The organism is Bacillota bacterium (assembly GCA_040757205.1).
Classification (GTDB): Bacteria; Bacillota; Desulfotomaculia; order Desulfotomaculales; family Desulforudaceae; genus Desulforudis.
In genome coordinates, this window is record JBFLXL010000013.1 from 18,987 (window position 1) to 37,204 (window position 18,218).

The 18,218-nt window shown below is 64.2% G+C and carries 21 protein-coding genes and 2 rRNA genes; all 23 read right to left on the reverse strand.

The window, feature by feature from the left end; translation table 11 throughout:
• Positions 1 to 141 precede the first annotated feature (141 nt).
• Positions 142 to 1,071, reverse strand: coding sequence for a hydroxymethylbilane synthase (gene hemC, locus AB1402_09095; protein ID MEW6541751.1), 930 nt, complete (start codon positions 1,069 to 1,071; stop codon positions 142 to 144).
• A complete protein-coding gene (locus AB1402_09100; protein MEW6541752.1) occupies positions 1,071 to 2,486 on the reverse strand; it encodes a glutamyl-tRNA reductase in 1,416 nt (471 codons plus the stop codon). Before AB1402_09100 ends, hemC begins: the two co-directional genes overlap by 1 nt.
• On the reverse strand, positions 2,461 to 3,102 hold the full coding sequence (locus AB1402_09105) for a bifunctional precorrin-2 dehydrogenase/sirohydrochlorin ferrochelatase (GenBank protein MEW6541753.1): 642 nt from the start codon (positions 3,100 to 3,102) through the stop codon (positions 2,461 to 2,463). Before AB1402_09105 ends, AB1402_09100 begins: the two co-directional genes overlap by 26 nt.
• A 62-nt stretch (positions 3,103 to 3,164) precedes the next feature.
• Complete coding sequence (locus AB1402_09110; protein MEW6541754.1) at positions 3,165 to 4,124, reverse strand: polyprenyl synthetase family protein; 960 nt, start codon at positions 4,122 to 4,124, stop codon at positions 3,165 to 3,167.
• 130 nt (positions 4,125 to 4,254) lie between these two features.
• A complete protein-coding gene (locus AB1402_09115; protein ID MEW6541755.1) occupies positions 4,255 to 4,878 on the reverse strand; it encodes a TraR/DksA C4-type zinc finger protein in 624 nt (207 codons plus the stop codon).
• 76 nt (positions 4,879 to 4,954) lie between these two features.
• Positions 4,955 to 5,257 (reverse strand): DUF5665 domain-containing protein, encoded by a 303-nt coding sequence (locus AB1402_09120; GenBank protein MEW6541756.1) that lies wholly within the window; start codon positions 5,255 to 5,257, stop codon positions 4,955 to 4,957.
• A gap of 207 nt (positions 5,258 to 5,464) precedes the next feature.
• Positions 5,465 to 6,823: a PFL family protein gene (locus AB1402_09125; GenBank protein MEW6541757.1), complete on the reverse strand. Its 1,359-nt coding sequence runs from the start codon at positions 6,821 to 6,823 to the stop codon at positions 5,465 to 5,467.
• 195 nt (positions 6,824 to 7,018) lie between these two features.
• Positions 7,019 to 7,300 (reverse strand): ACT domain-containing protein, encoded by a 282-nt coding sequence (locus AB1402_09130; protein ID MEW6541758.1) that lies wholly within the window; start codon positions 7,298 to 7,300, stop codon positions 7,019 to 7,021.
• 208 nt (positions 7,301 to 7,508) lie between these two features.
• Positions 7,509 to 8,390: a protein translocase subunit SecF gene (gene secF, locus AB1402_09135; protein MEW6541759.1), complete on the reverse strand. Its 882-nt coding sequence runs from the start codon at positions 8,388 to 8,390 to the stop codon at positions 7,509 to 7,511.
• Between the two features lie 143 nt (positions 8,391 to 8,533).
• On the reverse strand, positions 8,534 to 9,766 hold the full coding sequence (secD, locus tag AB1402_09140) for a protein translocase subunit SecD (GenBank protein ID MEW6541760.1): 1,233 nt from the start codon (positions 9,764 to 9,766) through the stop codon (positions 8,534 to 8,536).
• Positions 9,767 to 9,781: 15 nt separating this feature from the next.
• The gene (locus tag AB1402_09145; protein MEW6541761.1) at positions 9,782 to 10,441 is read right to left on the reverse strand and encodes an HD domain-containing protein; all 660 of its coding nucleotides are present in this window, start codon (positions 10,439 to 10,441) and stop codon (positions 9,782 to 9,784) included.
• 25 nt (positions 10,442 to 10,466) lie between these two features.
• Positions 10,467 to 10,739 carry a preprotein translocase subunit YajC gene (gene yajC, locus AB1402_09150; GenBank protein ID MEW6541762.1) on the reverse strand — a complete coding sequence of 91 codons (273 nt, stop codon included), beginning with the start codon at positions 10,737 to 10,739 and terminating at the stop codon, positions 10,467 to 10,469.
• Positions 10,740 to 10,809: 70 nt separating this feature from the next.
• Positions 10,810 to 11,949 carry a tRNA guanosine(34) transglycosylase Tgt gene (tgt, locus tag AB1402_09155; GenBank protein MEW6541763.1) on the reverse strand — a complete coding sequence of 380 codons (1,140 nt, stop codon included), beginning with the start codon at positions 11,947 to 11,949 and terminating at the stop codon, positions 10,810 to 10,812.
• Between the two features lie 70 nt (positions 11,950 to 12,019).
• Positions 12,020 to 13,051 carry a tRNA preQ1(34) S-adenosylmethionine ribosyltransferase-isomerase QueA gene (queA, locus tag AB1402_09160; protein ID MEW6541764.1) on the reverse strand — a complete coding sequence of 344 codons (1,032 nt, stop codon included), beginning with the start codon at positions 13,049 to 13,051 and terminating at the stop codon, positions 12,020 to 12,022.
• Positions 13,052 to 13,154: 103 nt separating this feature from the next.
• Positions 13,155 to 13,379 carry a DUF2905 domain-containing protein gene (locus tag AB1402_09165; protein MEW6541765.1) on the reverse strand — a complete coding sequence of 75 codons (225 nt, stop codon included), beginning with the start codon at positions 13,377 to 13,379 and terminating at the stop codon, positions 13,155 to 13,157.
• Positions 13,379 to 13,960, reverse strand: a complete 582-nt coding sequence (locus tag AB1402_09170; protein MEW6541766.1) for an epoxyqueuosine reductase QueH — start codon at positions 13,958 to 13,960, stop codon at positions 13,379 to 13,381. Before AB1402_09170 ends, AB1402_09165 begins: the two co-directional genes overlap by 1 nt.
• Positions 13,961 to 13,974: 14 nt before the next feature.
• A complete protein-coding gene (gene ruvB / locus AB1402_09175; protein MEW6541767.1) occupies positions 13,975 to 15,012 on the reverse strand; it encodes a Holliday junction branch migration DNA helicase RuvB in 1,038 nt (345 codons plus the stop codon).
• Positions 15,013 to 15,025: 13 nt separating this feature from the next.
• Entirely contained in the window at positions 15,026 to 15,691 is a 666-nt protein-coding gene (gene ruvA / locus AB1402_09180) for a Holliday junction branch migration protein RuvA (protein MEW6541768.1), read from the reverse strand.
• Positions 15,688 to 16,176, reverse strand: a complete 489-nt coding sequence (ruvC, locus tag AB1402_09185) for a crossover junction endodeoxyribonuclease RuvC (protein ID MEW6541769.1) — start codon at positions 16,174 to 16,176, stop codon at positions 15,688 to 15,690. The genes ruvA and ruvC overlap by 4 nt, the downstream gene beginning before the upstream one ends.
• 37 nt (positions 16,177 to 16,213) lie before the next feature.
• Positions 16,214 to 16,801, reverse strand: coding sequence for a hypothetical protein (locus AB1402_09190; GenBank protein MEW6541770.1), 588 nt, complete (start codon positions 16,799 to 16,801; stop codon positions 16,214 to 16,216).
• Between the two features lie 156 nt (positions 16,802 to 16,957).
• Positions 16,958 to 17,683 carry an NAD(+) synthase gene (gene nadE, locus AB1402_09195; GenBank protein MEW6541771.1) on the reverse strand — a complete coding sequence of 242 codons (726 nt, stop codon included), beginning with the start codon at positions 17,681 to 17,683 and terminating at the stop codon, positions 16,958 to 16,960.
• A gap of 222 nt (positions 17,684 to 17,905) precedes the next feature.
• A 5S ribosomal RNA gene (rrf, locus tag AB1402_09200) occupies positions 17,906 to 18,019 on the reverse strand.
• Positions 18,020 to 18,127: 108 nt separating this feature from the next.
• Positions 18,128 to 18,218 (reverse strand): 23S ribosomal RNA (locus AB1402_09205); the annotation flags it as partial.

Here is an 18,218-nt window from a genome sequence, read left to right on the forward strand (position 1 = left end):
CTTTGGATAATATTTTCATTCCCGGTGGCGACGAAGAATCGTCGTGAGCAACTCCTCCGAAAATAAAATCTGGACTCTATTTTCACCCTCGCCTGCGCGACGATGAATCGTCGTGAGCGGCTCCCTTGCCGCCCCCCTGCGCTATGCCTCCGCGCGCACCCGGGCCAGGATCCCGGCGGCCCCCATCTCCAGAAGCCGCGCGGCCAGGCTGTCGCCCAGCGCCTCGGGCCGGTCCGCCGGGCCGGACTCTTGGGACCGCACCAGTTCCGTCCCGTCCAGGGAGGCCACCACCGCCTCCAATACCAACCGCCCGTCCCGGAGCCGCCCCAGGGCCCCGACCGGCACCTGGCAACCGCCCTCCAGCCGCCGCAACAACGTCCGCTCGGCCTGCACCGCCGCCCGCGTCGGCGCGTGGTCGACCATCCGCAGCATCTCCAGCACCTCGGTGTCGTCCGCGCGCGCCTCGATCCCCAGCGCCCCTTGGCCGACCGCCGGCAGGCACACGGCCACCGGGATCTTGTGGGTGACTCTCTCCGTCAGGCCCAGCCGGAACATCCCGGCCCAGGCCAGCACCAGGGCGTCCACCACACCCTCGTCCAATTTCCGGAGCCGGGTCTGGACGTTGCCCCGGACCGGCACCACCCGCAGGTCGGGCCGGTAGGCCAGGAGCTGGGCCGTGCGCCTTAGGCTGCTGGTTCCGAGCACCGCCCCCCCGGGCAGTTCCTCCAGCCGCTCCCCGCCGCGGGAAATAAACACGTCGCCCGGATATTCCCGGATGGAAACCGCCCCGATGGCCAGGCCCTCCGGCAGCCTGGTGGGCAGGTCCTTCATGCTGTGCACCGCCAGGTCGATTTCCCGGTCCAGGAGCGCTTGCTCGAGTTCCTTGGTAAAAAGGCCCTTGTCGCCGATCTTGGCCAGGGCCGTTTCCAGGATATTATCCCCGGTGGTCCGGATTTCCTTGCGCACAAAGCTCACTCGCGGGTAGCGCGCCCGCAGGCGGTCGACGACCCAGTCGGCCTGCGCCAGGGCCAGCCGGGACGCGCGCGTGCCGACCACCACCTCCCGCCGCATCAGCCGCCCTTCCCCTTCACGCAGTCCGACCCGACCCGCTGGCGCGGGTGCCCCGCGTGGGTGCCCCGACATTCGTGGGTACACCGACCCACTTGCGTGGGTGCCCCGGCGTGGGTACCCCCACCCACTGACATGGGTGCCCCGCTGTTCTCCGGCTCCAGGTTGAACAGTTTCCGCAGGGCGTCCGAGTAGAAGTGGCCCTCGGGCGTCAACGCCAATTTCTTGAGCCGGGTGATCGGCTCGTGCAGCAGTTGACTGACAATGGAATTGGCCATGGAACTGATCACCTTGAGCTCCCGCTCGGAGAGCTCACCCCCCAGCCGGTTCAACGCCCGCTCCAGCTCGGTCTGCTTGATCTCCTCGCCGCGCTTTTTCAAGGCCACCACGGTGGGGATGACGAAGCGCGACCCGAGCGCCAGCAGGAACTCGCGCACCTCAGCGTCGATGATCCGTTCCGCCGCCAGCGCGGCCCGCCGCCGTTCGGCCAGGTTGGCGTCGACCACACTTTGCAGGCTGTCGATGTCGTAGAGCACCACCCCGGGCAGGTGCCCCACTTCCGGGTCCACGTCGCGCGGCACGGCGATGTCGATGACAAAGATGGCCCGCCCCCCGCGCTCATCCAGAACGGACGCCATCGGCTCGGCGCGGATCACGTAATGGCTGGCCGCCGTGCAACTGATCACGATGTCGGCGTGTCCCATCCACTGGTACAATCCGTCGAAGCGGACCGCCCGCCCCCCGAACTGGGCGGCCAACTCAACCGCCCGGGGGTAGGAACGGTTGGACACGATCACCCCGGCCACCCCGTGCGACAAAAGGTGCTTCACGGTCAACTCGCTCATCTTGCCGGCGCCGACGATCAGGACCTCCCGGCCCTCCAGGCTGCCCAGCGTCTGCCGCGCCAACTCCACGGCCGCGTAGCTGATGGAGACCGGGTTTTTGTCGATGCCGGTTTCCGTCCGGACCCGTTTCCCCACCGCCAGCGCCTGCTGGAAGGCACAGTTCAAAAGCCAGTTCACCGTGCCGACTTGCTGGGCGAACTGGTAGGCCTGCTTCACCTGGCCCAGGATCTGCGTCTCGCCCAGGACCATGGAGTCCAGCCCGGCAGAGACCCGGAACAAGTGACGCACGCTTTCCCCGAAGGAATAGTTGTAGGTGTGGTTCTTGATCGCCTCGACCGGGCTGCCGCAGCGTTCGGCCAGGAAGCGCTGGATATTCTGAAGGCCGTCCTCTTCCGAGAGCACGGCGTACACTTCGGTACGGTTGCAGGTGGAGATAACCACGCAGCTTTCGACACCATCCCGGTCATTGAGGCCCCGCAGCACCTCTTTCAAGGTGTGCTCCGGAAAGGAAAGCTTTTCGCGCACGGCCAGCGGCGCCGTACGGTGGTTAAGGCCCACCACCGTAATCAACAATGCCTACCAGCTCCTTCACCCTGTCGTAGTCGCCTTTCGCCAGCGTGTCCAAGATCTCCGGCGCACAAAGCGCCTCCAGCAGTTGCTCTTTCTTGACCGGGTCGGACACGCTCCGAATGATATTATGGCGTATTCGGCCGATAAGTGCAAGGTAGTCCCCGTACAGGGGGCCGTACTCAAGCGCAAGCTTTTCCCGGAGCTTGCGGGCCAGCAAGGGGCTTTGGCCGCCGGTGGAGACGGCGATGGTGAGGTCGCCCCGGCGCACCGAGGCGGGTACGAAAAAGCTGCAGTTCTCCGGGTCGTCAACCGCGTTCAAGAGGATGCGCCGCGCCCGGCAGTCCGCGGCCACCAACCGGTTGGCCGCCGGATCGTTGGTGGCGCTGATCACCAGAAAGGCACCCTCCACGTCGCCGGGCCGGTATTCACCCCGCCGGTGTTCGATCTCCCCAGCGTCCGCCAGGGCCTGCAGGCCGGCGGTGAGCCCGGGGCTGATCACCCGCACCCGCGCGTGCGCTTCCAGCAGGGAGCGCACCTTGCGTTCCGCGACCCGTCCCCCGCCGATCACCAGGCAGGGTTCACCCTCAAGCTTGACCAGGACCGGATATAAGGCAGACATTCGTTCCCCCCGACCGGAGATTCGGCTTCCCCTCTCCGACTTCCGACCTCCGACCTCCATTTTCAGTAGGTGCGCACCCGCACGAATTCGGCCACCCGGGCGAAATTCTCCCGGGCCGGGACGTCCGGCAGAATCCCCAAAAAGCCGTGCGTCTTGTCCAGGTACTTTTCGGCCACCTGAAACGCCAGGTCGACCCCGCCGTATTCCCTGGTCAGACGGATCGCTTCCTCGACGTCTTCGGCGGTTTTGTCGGTCTTGTTGACGAGGGCCGCGAGCCGGCCGTCACCGTCCGGACACCGGGCCAGCGCCAGCATCACGGGGAGCGTGATGACGCCCTGGCGCAAATCCCCGCCGGTGGGCTTGCCCAGGCGTTTCTGGTCGGCCACCATGTCCAGGATGTCGTCCGTGATCTGGAAGGCCATACCCAGACAGTGGCCGAACCGCCCCAGCGGCTCGTACAGTTCACGGGGCGCCCCGGTGGCCACCGCGCCGAGCCGGCACGCGGCCTGGATCAGAAGCGCGGTCTTGTACTTGATCCGCCGCAGGTAGTCCCGCAGGTCACACTGGTTTAAGCCGGCAAACTGGATGATTTCCCCCTCGCACATCTTCACGCAGGAGTGCGCCAGCATGCCGATGATCACCGGACTCCGGTAAACGGACACCAGGATCATGGCTTTCGCCAGCAGGTAGTCGCCGGTATGGATCGACACCTTGTTACCCCAGCGCGCTTTTACGGTAGGAATCCCCCGCCGCAGCTCGGCGCCGTCAACCACGTCGTCGTGGACCAGGGTGGCGAGGTGCACCAATTCCAAGGCCATCGCCAGGGGCAGGACCTTTTGCAGGTCATAATTGTAGAACTTGCCCGACAAAAGGGCGAGCGCCGGACGCAGCCGTTTCCCGCCGGCCCGGAAAAGGTGGTTGGATGATTCGGTCAACAGGTGATTGTCACTTTTCAGGACCGCGTAGAGTTCGCGCTCAACGATATCCAAATCATCCCGAACTACGTCCAGCAGGGGTTGCATGTTATAGCCAGCCTTCTCTCCAGCAACGGCGCTGCTTTCCATAAAGTTTCGCCCGTAACCCCCAAAATCCTTCCCCGGGGCACCCACGTTAGTGGGTCCGCCGAAAGCCCCGGAACGCCAATGCCTCATTTTAACGACCAAATTCCCCGGTGTCGCCCCGCACCCGGGTGTTCTGGAAGAACACCCCGTCCTCCTTGACGTAGGGGATCGCGTCCACATCCTCGGTGTGGCCGCGGTCCTCTTCCTCCGAATTCTCGGTTTCGGTCGAAAGGCTGTCCTGCGACGCGTCCTGCCAGGCGTCCTCCCGGTCGTAGATCGTGCTCTCCTGGCCCGGCGGGGCCCAGGGGCGGGTGAACACCTCTTCCTCAACGGGGCGCGCCCGCTCATCCCGAACCTCGGCGTGGGCCTTGCAGTCCCGGCACTTGGTCGTGAACGGAACGGCCTCCAGCCGCTCAAGGCTGATCTTGGCCCCGCATTCGTCGCAACGGCCGTAAGTGCCCCGGTCGATCTTCGCCAAAGCGTCCTCAACCGCCAGCAGGCGGAACCGGGCGTTCTCCCGCAGGGCGAAGTCCTTGCTCCGTTCGAAAGCCTCGCCGGCGATGTCCGCCGGGTGGTTGTCGTAGGTGCTGAGTTCCCCGATGCTGTCCTCCAGTGCCACATCCATGGTCTGCTGGATGACGCTGATCTCCCGCCGCACCACGGCCCTTTCCCGGAGCAGCCGGGCCCGTAGTTGTTCGAGCTTGTCCGGGTCCATGTTATCACTCCTTGATGTGGTATGCCGGAGCGTGAGTACGGCCCCCTGTACGCGGGTACCCGCCGGGTTTTACGGGTCAGGGGGCCAGGTTGATTTCCACGGCGCGGACGATTTGCGCAATGAAGTCACCGACCAGCGGCAGGTTCAGCATTACCAGCCGCTGGAGTACCAGGACCACCACCGCGCCCAGGATGGTGAAGCCGACCGCGATGCCGAGCCCCCGCGCGATGCCGGTGAGAAAGTTGATGTACAGCAAACGGTAGGGCCGTTCCAGCAGCGTTACGTATTCGGCCAGCCGCATCTTCTCCATGGCCACGCTCAGCTGGCGGACCTTTTGTTTCAGCTCCCACAAAACCCGGTTGTCAGCTTGCCTGACCATGCGCATTCCCGGCCCCCTGCCAAACATTATTCACCGCGGCGTCAAAAAAAATAATGAAGCCTTTTAACGGCCAACGGCTTCCCAAGCCGTGACTGCCCCGTTGTCCATAACCGTTTGCACTTGGTCCGCAGGGAGAATCGTTTTGGGGATTGGGGTGCGGGAGGAGACCCAGGGGATTTGGGCGGTGAGCGGGTTGCCGGCCCCAGCCTAGTTGTTTAGGCTGCTGATCGGCGCGGGGATCCGCCCGCCGCGTCGCACGAACCCGGCGGCGCCGAAACGGTTGACTGCCATTATCGGCGTCCGTCCTAAAAGGCCGCCGAACTCCACGAACTCCCCGGCCTTTTTGCCGGGCACGGGAATCAGCCGCACCGCCGTGGTCTTGTGGTTGACCACCCCGATGGTGATCTCGTCGGCGATCAGGGCGGCGATGGTCTCCGCCGGGGTGTCCCCCGGCAGGGCGACCATGTCGATGCCGACAGAGCAGACCGCGGTCATCGCTTCGAGCTTGTCCAGGCTCAAAGCGCCCGCCGCCACCGCCCGGATCATCCCGGCGTCTTCGCTGACCGGGATGAAGGCCCCGGAAAGGCCGCCGACGTGGGACGAGGCCATGGCCCCGCCCTTTTTTACGGCGTCGTTTAAAAGGGCCAGCGCCGCCGTGGTGCCGGGAGCGCCGCAGGCCTCGACCCCCAGCGCCTCGATGATCTCAGCCACGCTGTCCCCCACCGCCGGGGTCGGCGCCAGCGAAAGGTCCACGATGCCGAAGGGCACTCCGAGCCGCTTCGCCGTTTCCCGGCCCACCAGCTCCCCCATGCGGGTGACCTTGAAGGCCGTCTTTTTGATTTCCTCGGCCAGCGTGCCCAGGTCGGCGTCCGGCAGCCGGGCCACGGCGTTCTTGACCACGCCCGGCCCGCTGACCCCCACGTTGATCACGCACTCCGGTTCGCCGACCCCGTGAAAGGCCCCGGCCATGAAGGGGTTGTCCTCGGGCGCGTTCGCAAACACCACGAGCTTGGCGCACCCAATGGCGTCGCGGTCGGCCGTGCGGACCGCCGTTTCCTTGATGATGGCCCCCATCAGCCGGACGGCGTCCATGTTGATTCCGGCCTTGGTGGTGGCCACGTTCACCGAAGCGCACACCCGCTCGGTGGCGGCGAGCGCCTCCGGGATGGACGCGATCAATTCCCGGTCGCCCCGGGTGAAGCCCTTGTGGACCAGGGCCGAAAAACCGCCGATGAAGTTGACCCCGACTGCGGCCGCCGCCCCGTCCAGCGTCCGGGCCAGGGCCAGGCACCCGCCCGCGCCCGTCTCCCCGACGATCAAAGACACGGGAGTGACCGCGATCCGCTTGTTGACGATCGGAATCCCGTATTCGCGCTCAATCTGGTTGCCGACCTCGACCAGCCGCCCCGCCAGGCCCGTGACTTTGCCGAACACCTTTTCACAGAGCGCGTCGGGGTTGGCATCGGCACAGTCCTGCAGGCTGATGCCCATGGTGATGGTCCGGATGTCCAGGTTTTCCTCCTGGATCATCCTAACGGTCTGGATGATCTCGTCCACGCCAAGCATTGTTTTGCGCCTCCGAATGGCAAGGCTGGTCAAGGACCACTGAAATAGCAATTTTTTTTAGTGTATACGGCCAAAACCGGCTTAAACTCAGTAATACCAGGCAGTTCTCCAATCAGTATCAAACTCACGCTGGATGCGGTGCATGCGGGGCGTGGAAATCGAATTCGCCGGCGCCACCAGCGCAGCAAACTCACGCTAGATGCGGTGCATGTAGGTAAAGGCGTCCTCGTGCTGAGCATCGATCCGGACGCCGAGTTCCCGGCCTTTTTCGCTGAGCCGCCCTTTGAGCGTGCCAAGGTCAACCTTGCTGCCGCGCATGTCGGCCACCATGATCATCACCAGGAACTCCTGCAGGATGGTCTGGCTGATGTCCAGGATGTTCACGTTGTTGTCGGCCAGCACTCGGGCGACGCCCGCGATGATTCCGACCCGGTCGGCGCCGATGACGGTGACGATGATGCGGTTGGTACCGGACATACCGGACATATCTTCACGCCCCCTGTCAAAGGTTTGCCGCTTTTTGTTTGCTTTTGTTTAGTATCTGCTTCAAACCTCCCAAACACGGGTGCCCGCCCGCACTTCCCCCCGGAGGCCGGAGTACCCGGGGGGAAGTGCTTTAGCGGGTCAGCGGGTCGGGCACAAAGCCGTGCTCAAGCTTAAAAGTCCAGGGCGGCCATTACCCGGCTCAGGCCCGGGCGCCGGCCGGCCGTTTCGGCCACGGCAGCCGCTTCCTCAAGTCCAGCCATAGCGGGCCGGCAATGCAGACCGAGGACCAGGCGCCGCTCACCACGCCGATCATCAGGGCCAGGATGAAGGTTTTGAGCGTCGCGCCGCCCAGGAAGAACAGCGCGAGCAACATGAACATCACCGTGGTCGACGTGTTGATCGAACGGGCCATGGTGTCCCATAGGCTCCGGTTGACGACGTCCTCCAGCGGTTCAGTCTTCTTGGCGGTCTTGGTGTTTTCGCGGATCCGGTCAAAAATCACGATGGTGGCGTTGATGGAATAACCGAGAATGGTCAGGATCGCCGCCACAAAGGCGCTGTCCACCTGGAGCCGGAACAGCGAGAAAATGCCCAGCGCAATCAGGGTGTCGTGCAGGAGCGCGACGATGGCGGCGAGCCCCTGTTTGAAATCAAAGCGCCACGATATATAGGCCACAATGGCGATTACAGTCGCCGCAAGCGCCCAGATCGCTCTTTGCACCAGTTCCTTGCCGATCACCGGGCCGACGGCCTCGTTCCGGAGCACGGTCAGAGCCCCGATTTCCCGGCCCAGGGACTCGACCATCGCCTGGTTCTGGGTTTCCGAGATGACACCGGTGCGGATCAGCACCTGCCGGTCCCCGCTGGGCTGGATGACGCTCTGTTCCAGGCCGTGCCCGGCCAGTACCGTGCGCACCTCCTCAACGCTCACCTCTTCCTGGAACCGGACCTCAACCATGCTGCCGCCCGTGAAGTCGATCCCCAGGTTCAAACCCCGGAACAGCAGGGAAACAAGCCCCGGGACGATGATCAAGAGCGAAATCAGATACCAGTACTTGCGATGCCGTACGATATGAAACACTGCCGCTCCCCCTTCAAATTCCTAACCCGCCCTCAACCAGGCGGTTCTCCCGTCTCAATTCCCCTTAAAACCGCCCCCGGCGGTTTCTTTCCCGTCCGACTTCCGATTTCCGGCCTCTGACTTCTATTTCCGGCCTCCGACCTCTATTTAAGGTACAGCCGGGGACTGTTTACTATCCCGCTGCCCACGAGCAGGTGGAGCATCCATCTGGTGAACGCCTGGGCGGTAAACATGCTGGCCAGGATGCCGATGCCCAGGGTCAGCGCGAACCCCTTGATCATCACCGGCGCGAACACGTACAGAATCACGGCCGCGATCAGGCCGGCGACATTCGCGTCCAAGACGGCCGCAAAGGCCCGCTGGAACCCGGCGTCCACCGCCGAGCGCAGTGACCGGCCGGTGCGCAATTCCTCCTTGATCCGTTCGAAGATGATGATGTTGGCGTCGATGGCCAACGCCAGCGAGAGCAGGAACCCGAAAAGACCGGCCAAGGTGAGCGTGGCGTTGAACGCCGCCAGCACCAGCAATATCAGGACGGCGTACACCGCCAGCGAAAAGGCGGACACCAGGCCGGGCAGGCGGTAGTAGGCCACCATGAACAGCAGGATGGCGCCGAAGCCGATCGCCCCGGCGGTGACCGAACGCTCCAGGGAATCCGCCCCCAATTGCGGGCCGACGGTGCGCTTCTCCATGATGTCCAGCTTGACCGGCAGGGCGCCGGAACGCAGCAGTACGGCAATCCGGTTGGCTTCTTGCAGGGACGCGTAACCGGTAATCACGGCCTTGCCGTCCGGAATAGGCGATTGGATGACCGGGTCTTGCAGCAGGTTCCCGTCCAGGTAAATGCCCAAGGGCCGGCCCACGTGGGCGGCCGTCACTTCCGCGAAAGTCCTCGCCCCTTCCGGGTTCCAGGTCAGGTTCACTTCGGGCTGCCCGGTGTTCGGGTTGAGCGCTTCCCGGGCGTCGGACAGGTCGGCCCCGGTCAAGACCGTGGTACCGTCCTCGGTCCGGAACTCCAGGTAGGCCGGCCGGATGAGGTCGCGGACCACGGCGTCGGGATCGTCGACCCCGGCGATTTCGACGATGATCCGGTTCGTGCCCTGCTGCTGGATCACCGGTTCGGTCACCCCGAACTGGTTGATCCGTTCCTCCAGCATCCCGATCGACCGTTGCACCGCGTCCGGGGTCGCTTTCGCCTCCTCGGTGTCCACCGCTTCCAGGACCACGTGCACCCCGCCGCGCAAATCCAAACCCAGGTTGATGTCCTGGGTCAGGGGCAGCCACGGCGCACCCCCCACCGGGTAAAAAGAGGCCAGGGAGATGGTGGCGGCGACTGCCAGGATCACGGCGACCTTAATTAAATTGCCCAACCTCAATTTAAGCTCCTCCCCCTATAACAGTTTGGCACCGTTGATCACCAGCTCGAAATTCGAGTTCAAGAAGTTGGCGGCCCGGCGGCACAGGGCCATCCGGGTCAAAAAGATCTCGAAGTATTCCATTACCGGGCAGATCTCAATGTCGATGGTCAATTCCAGAGTAACCGCCCGCCGGTCCTCGTGCACCCACAGAAACGAATGCTCCGCCGCGTAGTTGACCCGGTCGTGGATGTCGAAGGTGGAGATGTCCGGATTCCGGACCCGGGAGCGGTGCACGTCCGACTTGTCGGCCAGGATCAGGGCGGCGGCCACCGTATTCACGGGCTGTCCATACTCTTCCTCGTGGTTGGCGATCGCCGAGAGCACCTTTGCCATCTCGTCCGGTTCCATCCCCATCTTCTCGAGCACCCGGAAGGCGATGAGGGCCCCGGAGATACCGTGCTGGCTCCGGCTCACCACGTTGCCAAGGTCATGCAGATAGCCGGCGATCGCCGCCAGTTCGGCCTCCCGCTCCGGATAGCCCAATCGCTCCAGGATATTCCGGGCGATACTCGATACCAGGTTGACGTGGCGGTAGCTGTGTTCGGTAAAGCCCATCACGCCCAGGTACCTGTTCCCGTTGCGTATGAAACTGTCGACGATCGGGTTGGCTTTGACCTCCTGCAGCGTGATCAACCCGTGGTCCTCCTAAGCCGGCCCCTTAAGCATTGTCGTTCCTGCGCACCTGGGCGATGGCGGTCTTCAGAAACTCGAGCTTGACGTTCTCGGCGACTTTCAGAATCACGGTGTCTTCCTTCAGCTTCACGACGACGCCGTAGACGCCGCCGACGGTGATCACCGGATCGTTGACCTGCAGGTTCTTGATCATCTCCAGGTGCTTCTTCTGCCGTACCTGCTGAGGTCTGATCAGGAGGAAGTATAGTAGGGCAAAAAGCCCAATGATGTAGATAACTGAAATCATTTCCCCGCTCATAACCGACCTCCTTTCTCTTTTCTCTTTTTACAGGATTGTTCGCTCAAGCCGGTTGTTTTCCTGTCTAGCCCTATGTAGTTTTACTATAAATTCGGGCCGGTGTCAAACAAGTTGCCAGGAATTGCTCCTTCAGGGATTGAAACCGGTCTTCGGCGATCGCCTCCCTGATCCGGCGGGCCAGGTCCAGTACGAAGTGCAGGTTGTGGATCGTGGTCAGCCTGATCCCCAGCACCTCGCCCGCCTTGAGCAGGTGGTGCACGTAGGCGCGGGAGAAATGGCGGCAGGTGTAGCAGGTGCAACCGGGGTCGAGCGGGCCGAAGTCGCGGGCGTTAGGGGCGTTCCGGACCACCAGGCGGCCGGCGTGCGTGAACACCGCCCCGTGGCGGGCCATGCGGGTGGGCAGTACGCAGTCAAACATGTCGACCCCGCGGGCGATCCCTTCGAACAGGCAGTCCGGGGAGCCGACCCCCATCAGGTAGCGCGGCCGGTCTTCCGGAATCAGGGGGATCACCCACTCCAGGGCCTCGCACATCAGCGGCTTGGGTTCGCCCACCGAAAGCCCGCCGATCCCGTACCCCGGGAAATCGAGATCGACCAAGGCGCGGGCGCTTTCTTCCCGCAGGTCGCGGTACACCGAGCCCTGGATGATCCCGAACAGCGTGGTGGCGCCGCCGCCGTTCCAGGCCGCGCGCGCGCGGGCCGCCCAGTGCGTGGTCCGGCGCATGGCGGTGCGAGCCTCCTCGTAGGAACACGGGTACGGGGCGCACTCGTCCAGGACCATGGCGATGTCGGAGCCCAGGGCCTCTTGCACGGCGACCACCTGCTCCGGGGTGAAAAAGTGCCGGGAACCGTCGTGGTGCGACCGGAACTCCACCCCCTCGTCGCTGAGCTTCCGAAGCGCGGCGAGGCTGAACACCTGGAAACCGCCGCTATCGGTCAGGATCGGCCCGTCCCAGTGCATGAACCGGTGCAGGCCCCCGGCCTCGCGGACGAGTTCGTGGCCCGGGCGCAAGTACAGGTGGTACGTGTTGCTCAGGATGATCCGGGCTCCGAGATCACGCACCTCTTCCGGGGTCATCGTCTTGACTGTGCCCTGGGTGCCGACCGGCATGAACACCGGCGTGTCGACCACGCCGTGCGGGGTGGTCAACCGCCCGAGACGCGCCCCGGTACGCGAATCCTGCTTCAAAACCTCAAACCGCATCCCCATCAAACCACCCCCAAAAAAAGGGGCTTGGCCCCTTTTTGCCCCACGGGAAAAGAGGCCTCTCCCCTGCCTATTAGATGATGAGCATGGCGTCGCCGAAGCTGAACAGGCGGTACCGTTCCCGGACCGCCTCACGGTACGCCGCCAGCACCTTTTCCCGCCCGGCGAAGGCCGAAACCAGCATCAGCAGGGTGGAACGCGGCAGGTGGAAATTGGTCAGCAGGGCGTCGACGGCCCGGAACCGGTAACCGGGGTGGATAAAGAGTTCGGTCCGGCCGGCACCCGCCCGCACACGGCCGTCCGCCTCCGCCGCCGATTCCAGGCAGCGGGTCACGGTCGTTCCCACCGCGACGATCCGCCCGCCGGCCGTTCTTACCCGCCCGATTTCCCGGGCGGTTTTGTCCGTGATTTCGTAGTATTCACTGTGCATCCGGTGTTCGGAGATGTCTTCGACCTGTACCGGCCGGAAGGTATCCAAGCCGATGTGGAGCACCACCGGCACCGTTTTCACCCCCGCCGCCCGGATCCGCTGCAAAAGGCCGGGCGTGAAGTGAAGCCCGGCGGTCGGAGCAGCCGCCGACCCGGGTGTCCGGGCGTAAACCGTCTGGTACCGGTCCCGCTCTTCGGCGGGCAGCGCCCGCTTGATGTACGGGGGCAGCGGCACTTCTCCCACCGTCCCGAGCACTTCCTCAAAATCGCCTTCCCACGCGAAACGCACATGCCACCCCCCGGCCTCGGACCGGTCCAGAACCTCGCCGGCAAGCCGCGGCCCGAAACTCAAGCGGGTGCCTTTCCGGACCCGCCGCCCGGGCCGGACCAGCGTCTCCCACGTACCGTTGTCGGCGAGCGGCCGCAACAGCAGCACCTCGACCCAGGCGCCCGTGGGCTCCTTGCGGCCGCGCAGGCGCACCGGCAGCACCTTGGTTTCGTTGAGCACCAGCAGGTCCGGGGGCTCAAGGTAGTCCAAGATATCCGGGAAACGGCGGTGCTCCACCACGCCCGTGCCCCGGTGCAGGACCAGCAGCCGGGAGTCGGTCCGGTCCAGCAAAGGTTCCTGGGCGATCAGTTCTGGCGGCAACTCGTAGTCAAAATCCTCGGTCTTCATCTTGCGCACCACCGAACAGGCTTCAGAATGCACCCGTATACGCGGGAGGCACCGCCGGCCGCATTACCGGCCGGAAACAATCATTCGTTTTCATCCGGCGCGCCTAACGCCGGATGAAAAGGTTCAGCACCACGGTAAGGACTATGCTGAGCAGGACGGCGGTGGCCAGCGGAAAGTAGAAGGTAAAGTTGCCCCGCTGGATGAGGATGTCGCCCGGCAGCCTCCCGAGGCCCGGTATCTTCGCCCCGAAGTACAGAAGCGCCCCCAGGACAACGATCAAGACCCCCGCGATGATGAGTGTCCTCCCAAACCACTCCAAGATCTCCACTACCCCCGTTCCCCCTTACTGCGGCGCTCATGCCTCTCGCGTTCGCTGAATACACACCCGCAGTACTGCTGGCGGTAAAGGCCGATTTCCCGAGACCGTGCGGCCGCCTTCCGAAAACCCGGCCGAAAGTCCTCATAGTAGAATGGTATGCCGTACTCGGCCGCGGCGGCCGCCCCCGCCTCCCGGATCAAATCGTGCTTTTGACGAGGGCTGACCAGAAGCGTGGTCGAAAAGGCCGCAAACCGGTCCCGCACCGCGAAGCGCGCCGTCTGCCGCAACCGCTGGGTGAAGCAGAACCGGCAGCGGTCCCCCTCCCGGTACGCCACCTCGCGGAAGTACTGCTCGAGCGGGTAGTCCGGCGCGAAAATTACCGGCCAACCTTCCTCCCGGGCGAACCCGGCCAGGGTCTCCTGCCGGCGCAGGTACTCCGCATACGGGTGAATGTTGGGATTGAAGAAATAACCGTGCGGCTCGAACCCCTGCGCCCGCAACCGCTCCAGCGGGTGGATGGCGCACGGCCCGCAGCAAACGTGGAGCAGCAACAGCTTGCGGTTTCCGTCGTGCGCCCCCGGCTTCGCCACCCCGCATCACTCCGCTACCAGATGGTCTCCTGGGGTACCCGCTTCAGCGGGTCTGCGTTCGCGGGCGGCGGGCTCCCCAGATGCCGGTAAGCCGAAGGGGTGGCCACCCGGCCCCGGGAAGTGCGGGCGATAAGACCGGACTGCAGAAGGTAGGGCTCGTACACGTCCTCCAGGTTCGCCGCCTCCTCGCCCGTGGCCGCCGCCAGAGTGTCCAGCCCGACCGGGCCGCCGCCGAACTTCTCGATCAGCACCGCCAACAGGTGCCGGTCGGTGTTATCGAGACCCAATTCGTCAACCCCCAGAAACTCCAGGGCCTCCGCCGCGTTGCCGGCGGTGATCATACCCTGGGCCCGTACCTGCACGTAGTCCCGCACCCGTTTCAACAGCCGGTTCGCCACGCGCGGCGTCCCCCGGGCCCGGCGGGCGATCATGGCCGCCCCGGCCGGTTCGATATCCACCCGGATGATGTCCGCGCCCCGGATCACTATGGCCAGGAGGTCCTCCGGGCTGTAAAACTCCAGCCGGCTGATCACCCCGAAGCGGTCCCGCAACGGCGACGTCAGCTGCCCCGCCCTGGTGGTCGCGCCCACCAGCGTGAACCGCGGCAGGTTAAGGCGGAGCGAGCGCGCTCCGGGGCCTTTTCCGATTACTATGTCCAGGGCGAAGTCTTCCATCCCAGGGTAGAGGATTTCCTCAACGGTCCGGGACAGGCGGTGTACTTCGTCGATGAACAGGATGTCGCCCGGACCCAGGTTGGTCAGAATCGCCGCCAGATCCCCCGGCCGCTCAATCGCCGGCCCGGACGTGACCCGGATGCTGCCGCCCATCTCCCGCGCGATGATGTGCGCCAGCGTGGTCTTCCCCAGGCCCGGCGGCCCGTAAAGCAGTACGTGGTCCAGGGCCTCGCCCCGGCGCCGGGCGGCTTCAATGCAAAGGGCCAGGGTTTCCCGGACCCTGGCTTGGCCGATGAACTCATCCAGGTAGCGGGGACGCAAGGTGACTTCGTCGACGTCTTCCACCTTTAGATCGGGCGCCACAATTCTCTGTTCCACCATCTTCCCCCCATCACTGCTGTGCGCCCATCAGGCGCAAAGCCGCGTGGACCAAGCCCGTAGCGTCCAGCTTACGATCGGGCAGGCGGTCCAAGACCTCGCGTGCCTCCCGCGGCGTATAGCCGAGGCTGGTCAAGGCGGCCAGGGCTTCGTTTTCCGCCCAACCCGCTACCAAGGGTACCCCGGCTAGCGCACTTCCCCCGACTTCCGTGGGTACCCCGCCCGACCCACTGGTGTGGGCACCCCGCAGGTCCGCGCTCACGACCGAGTTCTGCTGTTTTTCAAGCCGGTCCCGCAATTCGACCACGATGCGGCGGGCCGATTTGGCGCCGATCCCCGGTACGCTGGTCAGAACGCCGGTGTCTTCCCGCAGGATCGCGGCCCAAAGCCGGCGGGCGCCAAGACGCCCCACCACCGCCAGCGCCGTCCGCGGACCGATACCGGCCACACCCAGCAAGAGTACAAAGGCGGTGCGGTCCAATTCGCCGGAAAAGCCGAACATCTCCAGCGCCGTTTCCTTCACGGAGAGGTAAGTATAAAGGAAGACCGTTTCCCCGGGTTCGGGCATACCGGCGGCCAGCGGCGGCGGCACCTGGACCCGGTAACCGATCCCCCCCACCTCGACCACAACGGCTTCCGGATGGACGGAAACCAGTTTGCCCTTCAGGAAGTCGATCACCGCAAAGCCTCCATCCGCCGGTGATGGCAGTGGCATATGGCCACCGCCAGCGCGTCCGCGACGTCGTCGGGCCGGGGGGTTGCCGCCAGACCGAGGACCGTGCGCACCATGTACTGTACCTGCTTCTTATCGGCCCGGCCCGAGCCGGTAATACTCTGCTTGATCTGCAACGGGGTGTATTCAATGATCCGGGCGCCCGCCTGGGCGGCGGCCAGCAGGGCCACGCCGCGCGCCTGCCCGACCTGCAAGGCGGTGGTCACATTCCGGTGAAAGAACAACTGCTCTACCGCCACTTCCCGGGGGCGGTAGCGCTCGTGAAGAGCAGTGAACAGCCGGTAGAGCAATTCCAGGCGGCCGGCGTCGGGCAGGCCGGCCGGGGTGCGCAGACAATCGTAGGCGATCACCTCGTAACTGCTGCCGGTAGTTAATAGCAGCCCGTAGCCGGTAACAGCCACGCCGGGGTCGAGCCCCATAACGACAACCATGGCTCTCCTCCTGAGAGCCTATTCGACGACCACCATGCTAATCCTGCCGCAGTTCGTCCAGATTTTCCAGGGCCGCGTGCAAAGTAGCCTCATCCGGGAACTCCATTTCCTTGCGCAGACCGGCCTGGACTCCCTCGGGCTGCAGCCGGAACGCCATCGACTGCTCGAGCCGCTCACGGTAAAACTTGGACAGGTTCTCCACCGGGATGTCCGTCACCTGCGATACCGCGCCCCCCCCGCCCAGCGGCCCTTCATAGACGGCCACATAGCCCTCGAAGACGCCCAGGTGGCGGTAGGCGGCGTGCCGCGCGCAAAACAGGGTGCTTTGCCGGACCACCTCCAGTTCTTCAGGCAGGTTCGCAACCACGGACCATCCGTCCGCATCCGGAAAATGGAGCCTGATTCCCGCCGCGTCCAGTCCGTGGATCTCGGCCGGAGCGACACCCTGGGCTCCGGTCTCACGGTCGCCACAGGCGTAAACGATCGAGTGCCGGAAAGCGGTGTGCTCACCCACAGCCGGTTCCGGGTCCGCCCCGTCGACGGTCCCGCCCCAGATCCAGAAGCCAGCGACGGTCAGGATGGCCAGGAGTACCAGAAAGCCCGGCACCGTATAGCGTCTGTCCACTATCATCACCCCCAACTAGCCTGTTGTGATAGTAATTATTGCCAGCCGGGACGCTCCTGATACAGGCAGACCATAAAAAATATGAAAAGGACCGCCTTTGGTCCTTTGCCGTGATTTTCCTTCTTAAAGAATTGCTTTCCTGTACAGCGACCCGTCTTAGAACGGGGGTACCGCGGGCATCTCCCGTTTGTGCCGGTTGCGCCGGATCCACTTATTGACGGCCGCTTTCACCTTGGCGGAACCCTCTCCGGCGGCCAAGTAGTCATCCAGTTCCTGGTAAGAAAAACCGAATTCGTCCTCGTCCACGTGGTCATGCCAGAGACCGGCGGAAGGCGCACGGGCGATGATCCGTTCCGGCAGGTCCAGGTGCCTGGCCATATCCCAGACTTCGGTTTTCAAAAGGTTGGCCAGCGGCAAGAGATCGGCGCCCCCGTCCCCGTACTTGGTGAAAAAGCCGATCATGATTTCGCTGCGGTTTCCGGTGCCGGCCACCAGGTAGCTGTTCCGGGCGGCGTAAAAGTACAGGGTGGTCATCCGCAGCCGCGGCTTGATATTGGCCACGGTCAGGTCGCGCTCGTTGGAGGGGCTGTAATCCTCTCCGCACAGCTCCACCAGCAGATCGGCGAACACCCGGTCCAAGACGACTGTTTTGGTCGGCAGGTTCAGGTGCTCCGCCACCAGCCGGGCGTCTTCCGCGTCCTGAGGGCGGCTGAAACAAGGCATGATCACCCCCAGGGAGTTGTCGGGGAAAGCCCGCTTGGCCAAGGCCGCCACCACCGCCGAGTCAATCCCGCCACTCAATCCAAACACCAGGCCTTGCGCCCCGGCGCCGGCGACCTTGTCCTTCAACCAGTCGGTGAGTCTGGGAACCAGTTTGTGCATTGCTTCAACTCAAGCCTCCCATTCCAGTTTGCCGATAACATACTAACACTTTTCCGGGCTTGGGTAAATATCCAATCTTTTTTCGTGTTTTTGGTGGAACTTGCGCCCGGAAGCACCGATCTTCGCGATTGACCGGGAGCACTTAGCCGGCGAAAACCGGCTAAAGGCCCCCAGGCAATGAGAAGACCCCGGCTGATCAAAGCCGGGGTCTTCTCATTAGTTCTCCGGCGGCGTCCTACTCTCCCGGGGGCAGGCCCCAGTACCATCGGCGCTGGAGGGCTTAACTTCCGTGTTCGGGATGGGAACGGGTGTGGCCCCTCCGCCATTGCCACCGGAAATTTTGGTCGTCGGTCGTCGGTCGTCCGTCGTCGGTGACTTTCCGACCACTGACCACCAACCACGGACCACTCAATATTCCCTCAAAACTGCACAGCGTGGATTTTTAAGATCAAGCCCTCGACCGATTAGTACCGGTCCGCTGAACTGGTCGCCCAGCTTACACGCCCGGCCTATCTACCTGGTATTCTACCAGGGG

Bases quoted from the DNA above. Each gene is read 5' to 3' on its own strand.
- hemC (MEW6541751.1), bottom strand. From the start codon at position 1,071: ATGCGGCGGGAGGTGGTGGTCGGCACGCGCGCGTCCCGGCTGGCCCTG.
- AB1402_09105 (MEW6541753.1), bottom strand. From the start codon at position 3,102: ATGTCTGCCTTATATCCGGTCCTGGTCAAGCTTGAGGGTGAACCCTGC.
- AB1402_09110 (MEW6541754.1), bottom strand. From the start codon at position 4,124: ATGCAACCCCTGCTGGACGTAGTTCGGGATGATTTGGATATCGTTGAG.
- AB1402_09115 (MEW6541755.1), bottom strand. From the start codon at position 4,878: ATGGACCCGGACAAGCTCGAACAACTACGGGCCCGGCTGCTCCGGGAA.
- AB1402_09120 (MEW6541756.1), bottom strand. From the start codon at position 5,257: ATGGTCAGGCAAGCTGACAACCGGGTTTTGTGGGAGCTGAAACAAAAG.
- AB1402_09125 (MEW6541757.1), bottom strand. From the start codon at position 6,823: ATGCTTGGCGTGGACGAGATCATCCAGACCGTTAGGATGATCCAGGAG.
- AB1402_09130 (MEW6541758.1), bottom strand. From the start codon at position 7,300: ATGTCCGGTACCAACCGCATCATCGTCACCGTCATCGGCGCCGACCGG.
- yajC (MEW6541762.1), bottom strand. From the start codon at position 10,739: ATGAGCGGGGAAATGATTTCAGTTATCTACATCATTGGGCTTTTTGCC.
- tgt (MEW6541763.1), bottom strand. From the start codon at position 11,949: ATGGGGATGCGGTTTGAGGTTTTGAAGCAGGATTCGCGTACCGGGGCG.
- queA (MEW6541764.1), bottom strand. From the start codon at position 13,051: ATGAAGACCGAGGATTTTGACTACGAGTTGCCGCCAGAACTGATCGCC.
- ruvC (MEW6541769.1), bottom strand. From the start codon at position 16,176: ATGGTTGTCGTTATGGGGCTCGACCCCGGCGTGGCTGTTACCGGCTAC.
- nadE (MEW6541771.1), bottom strand. From the start codon at position 17,683: ATGCACAAACTGGTTCCCAGACTCACCGACTGGTTGAAGGACAAGGTC.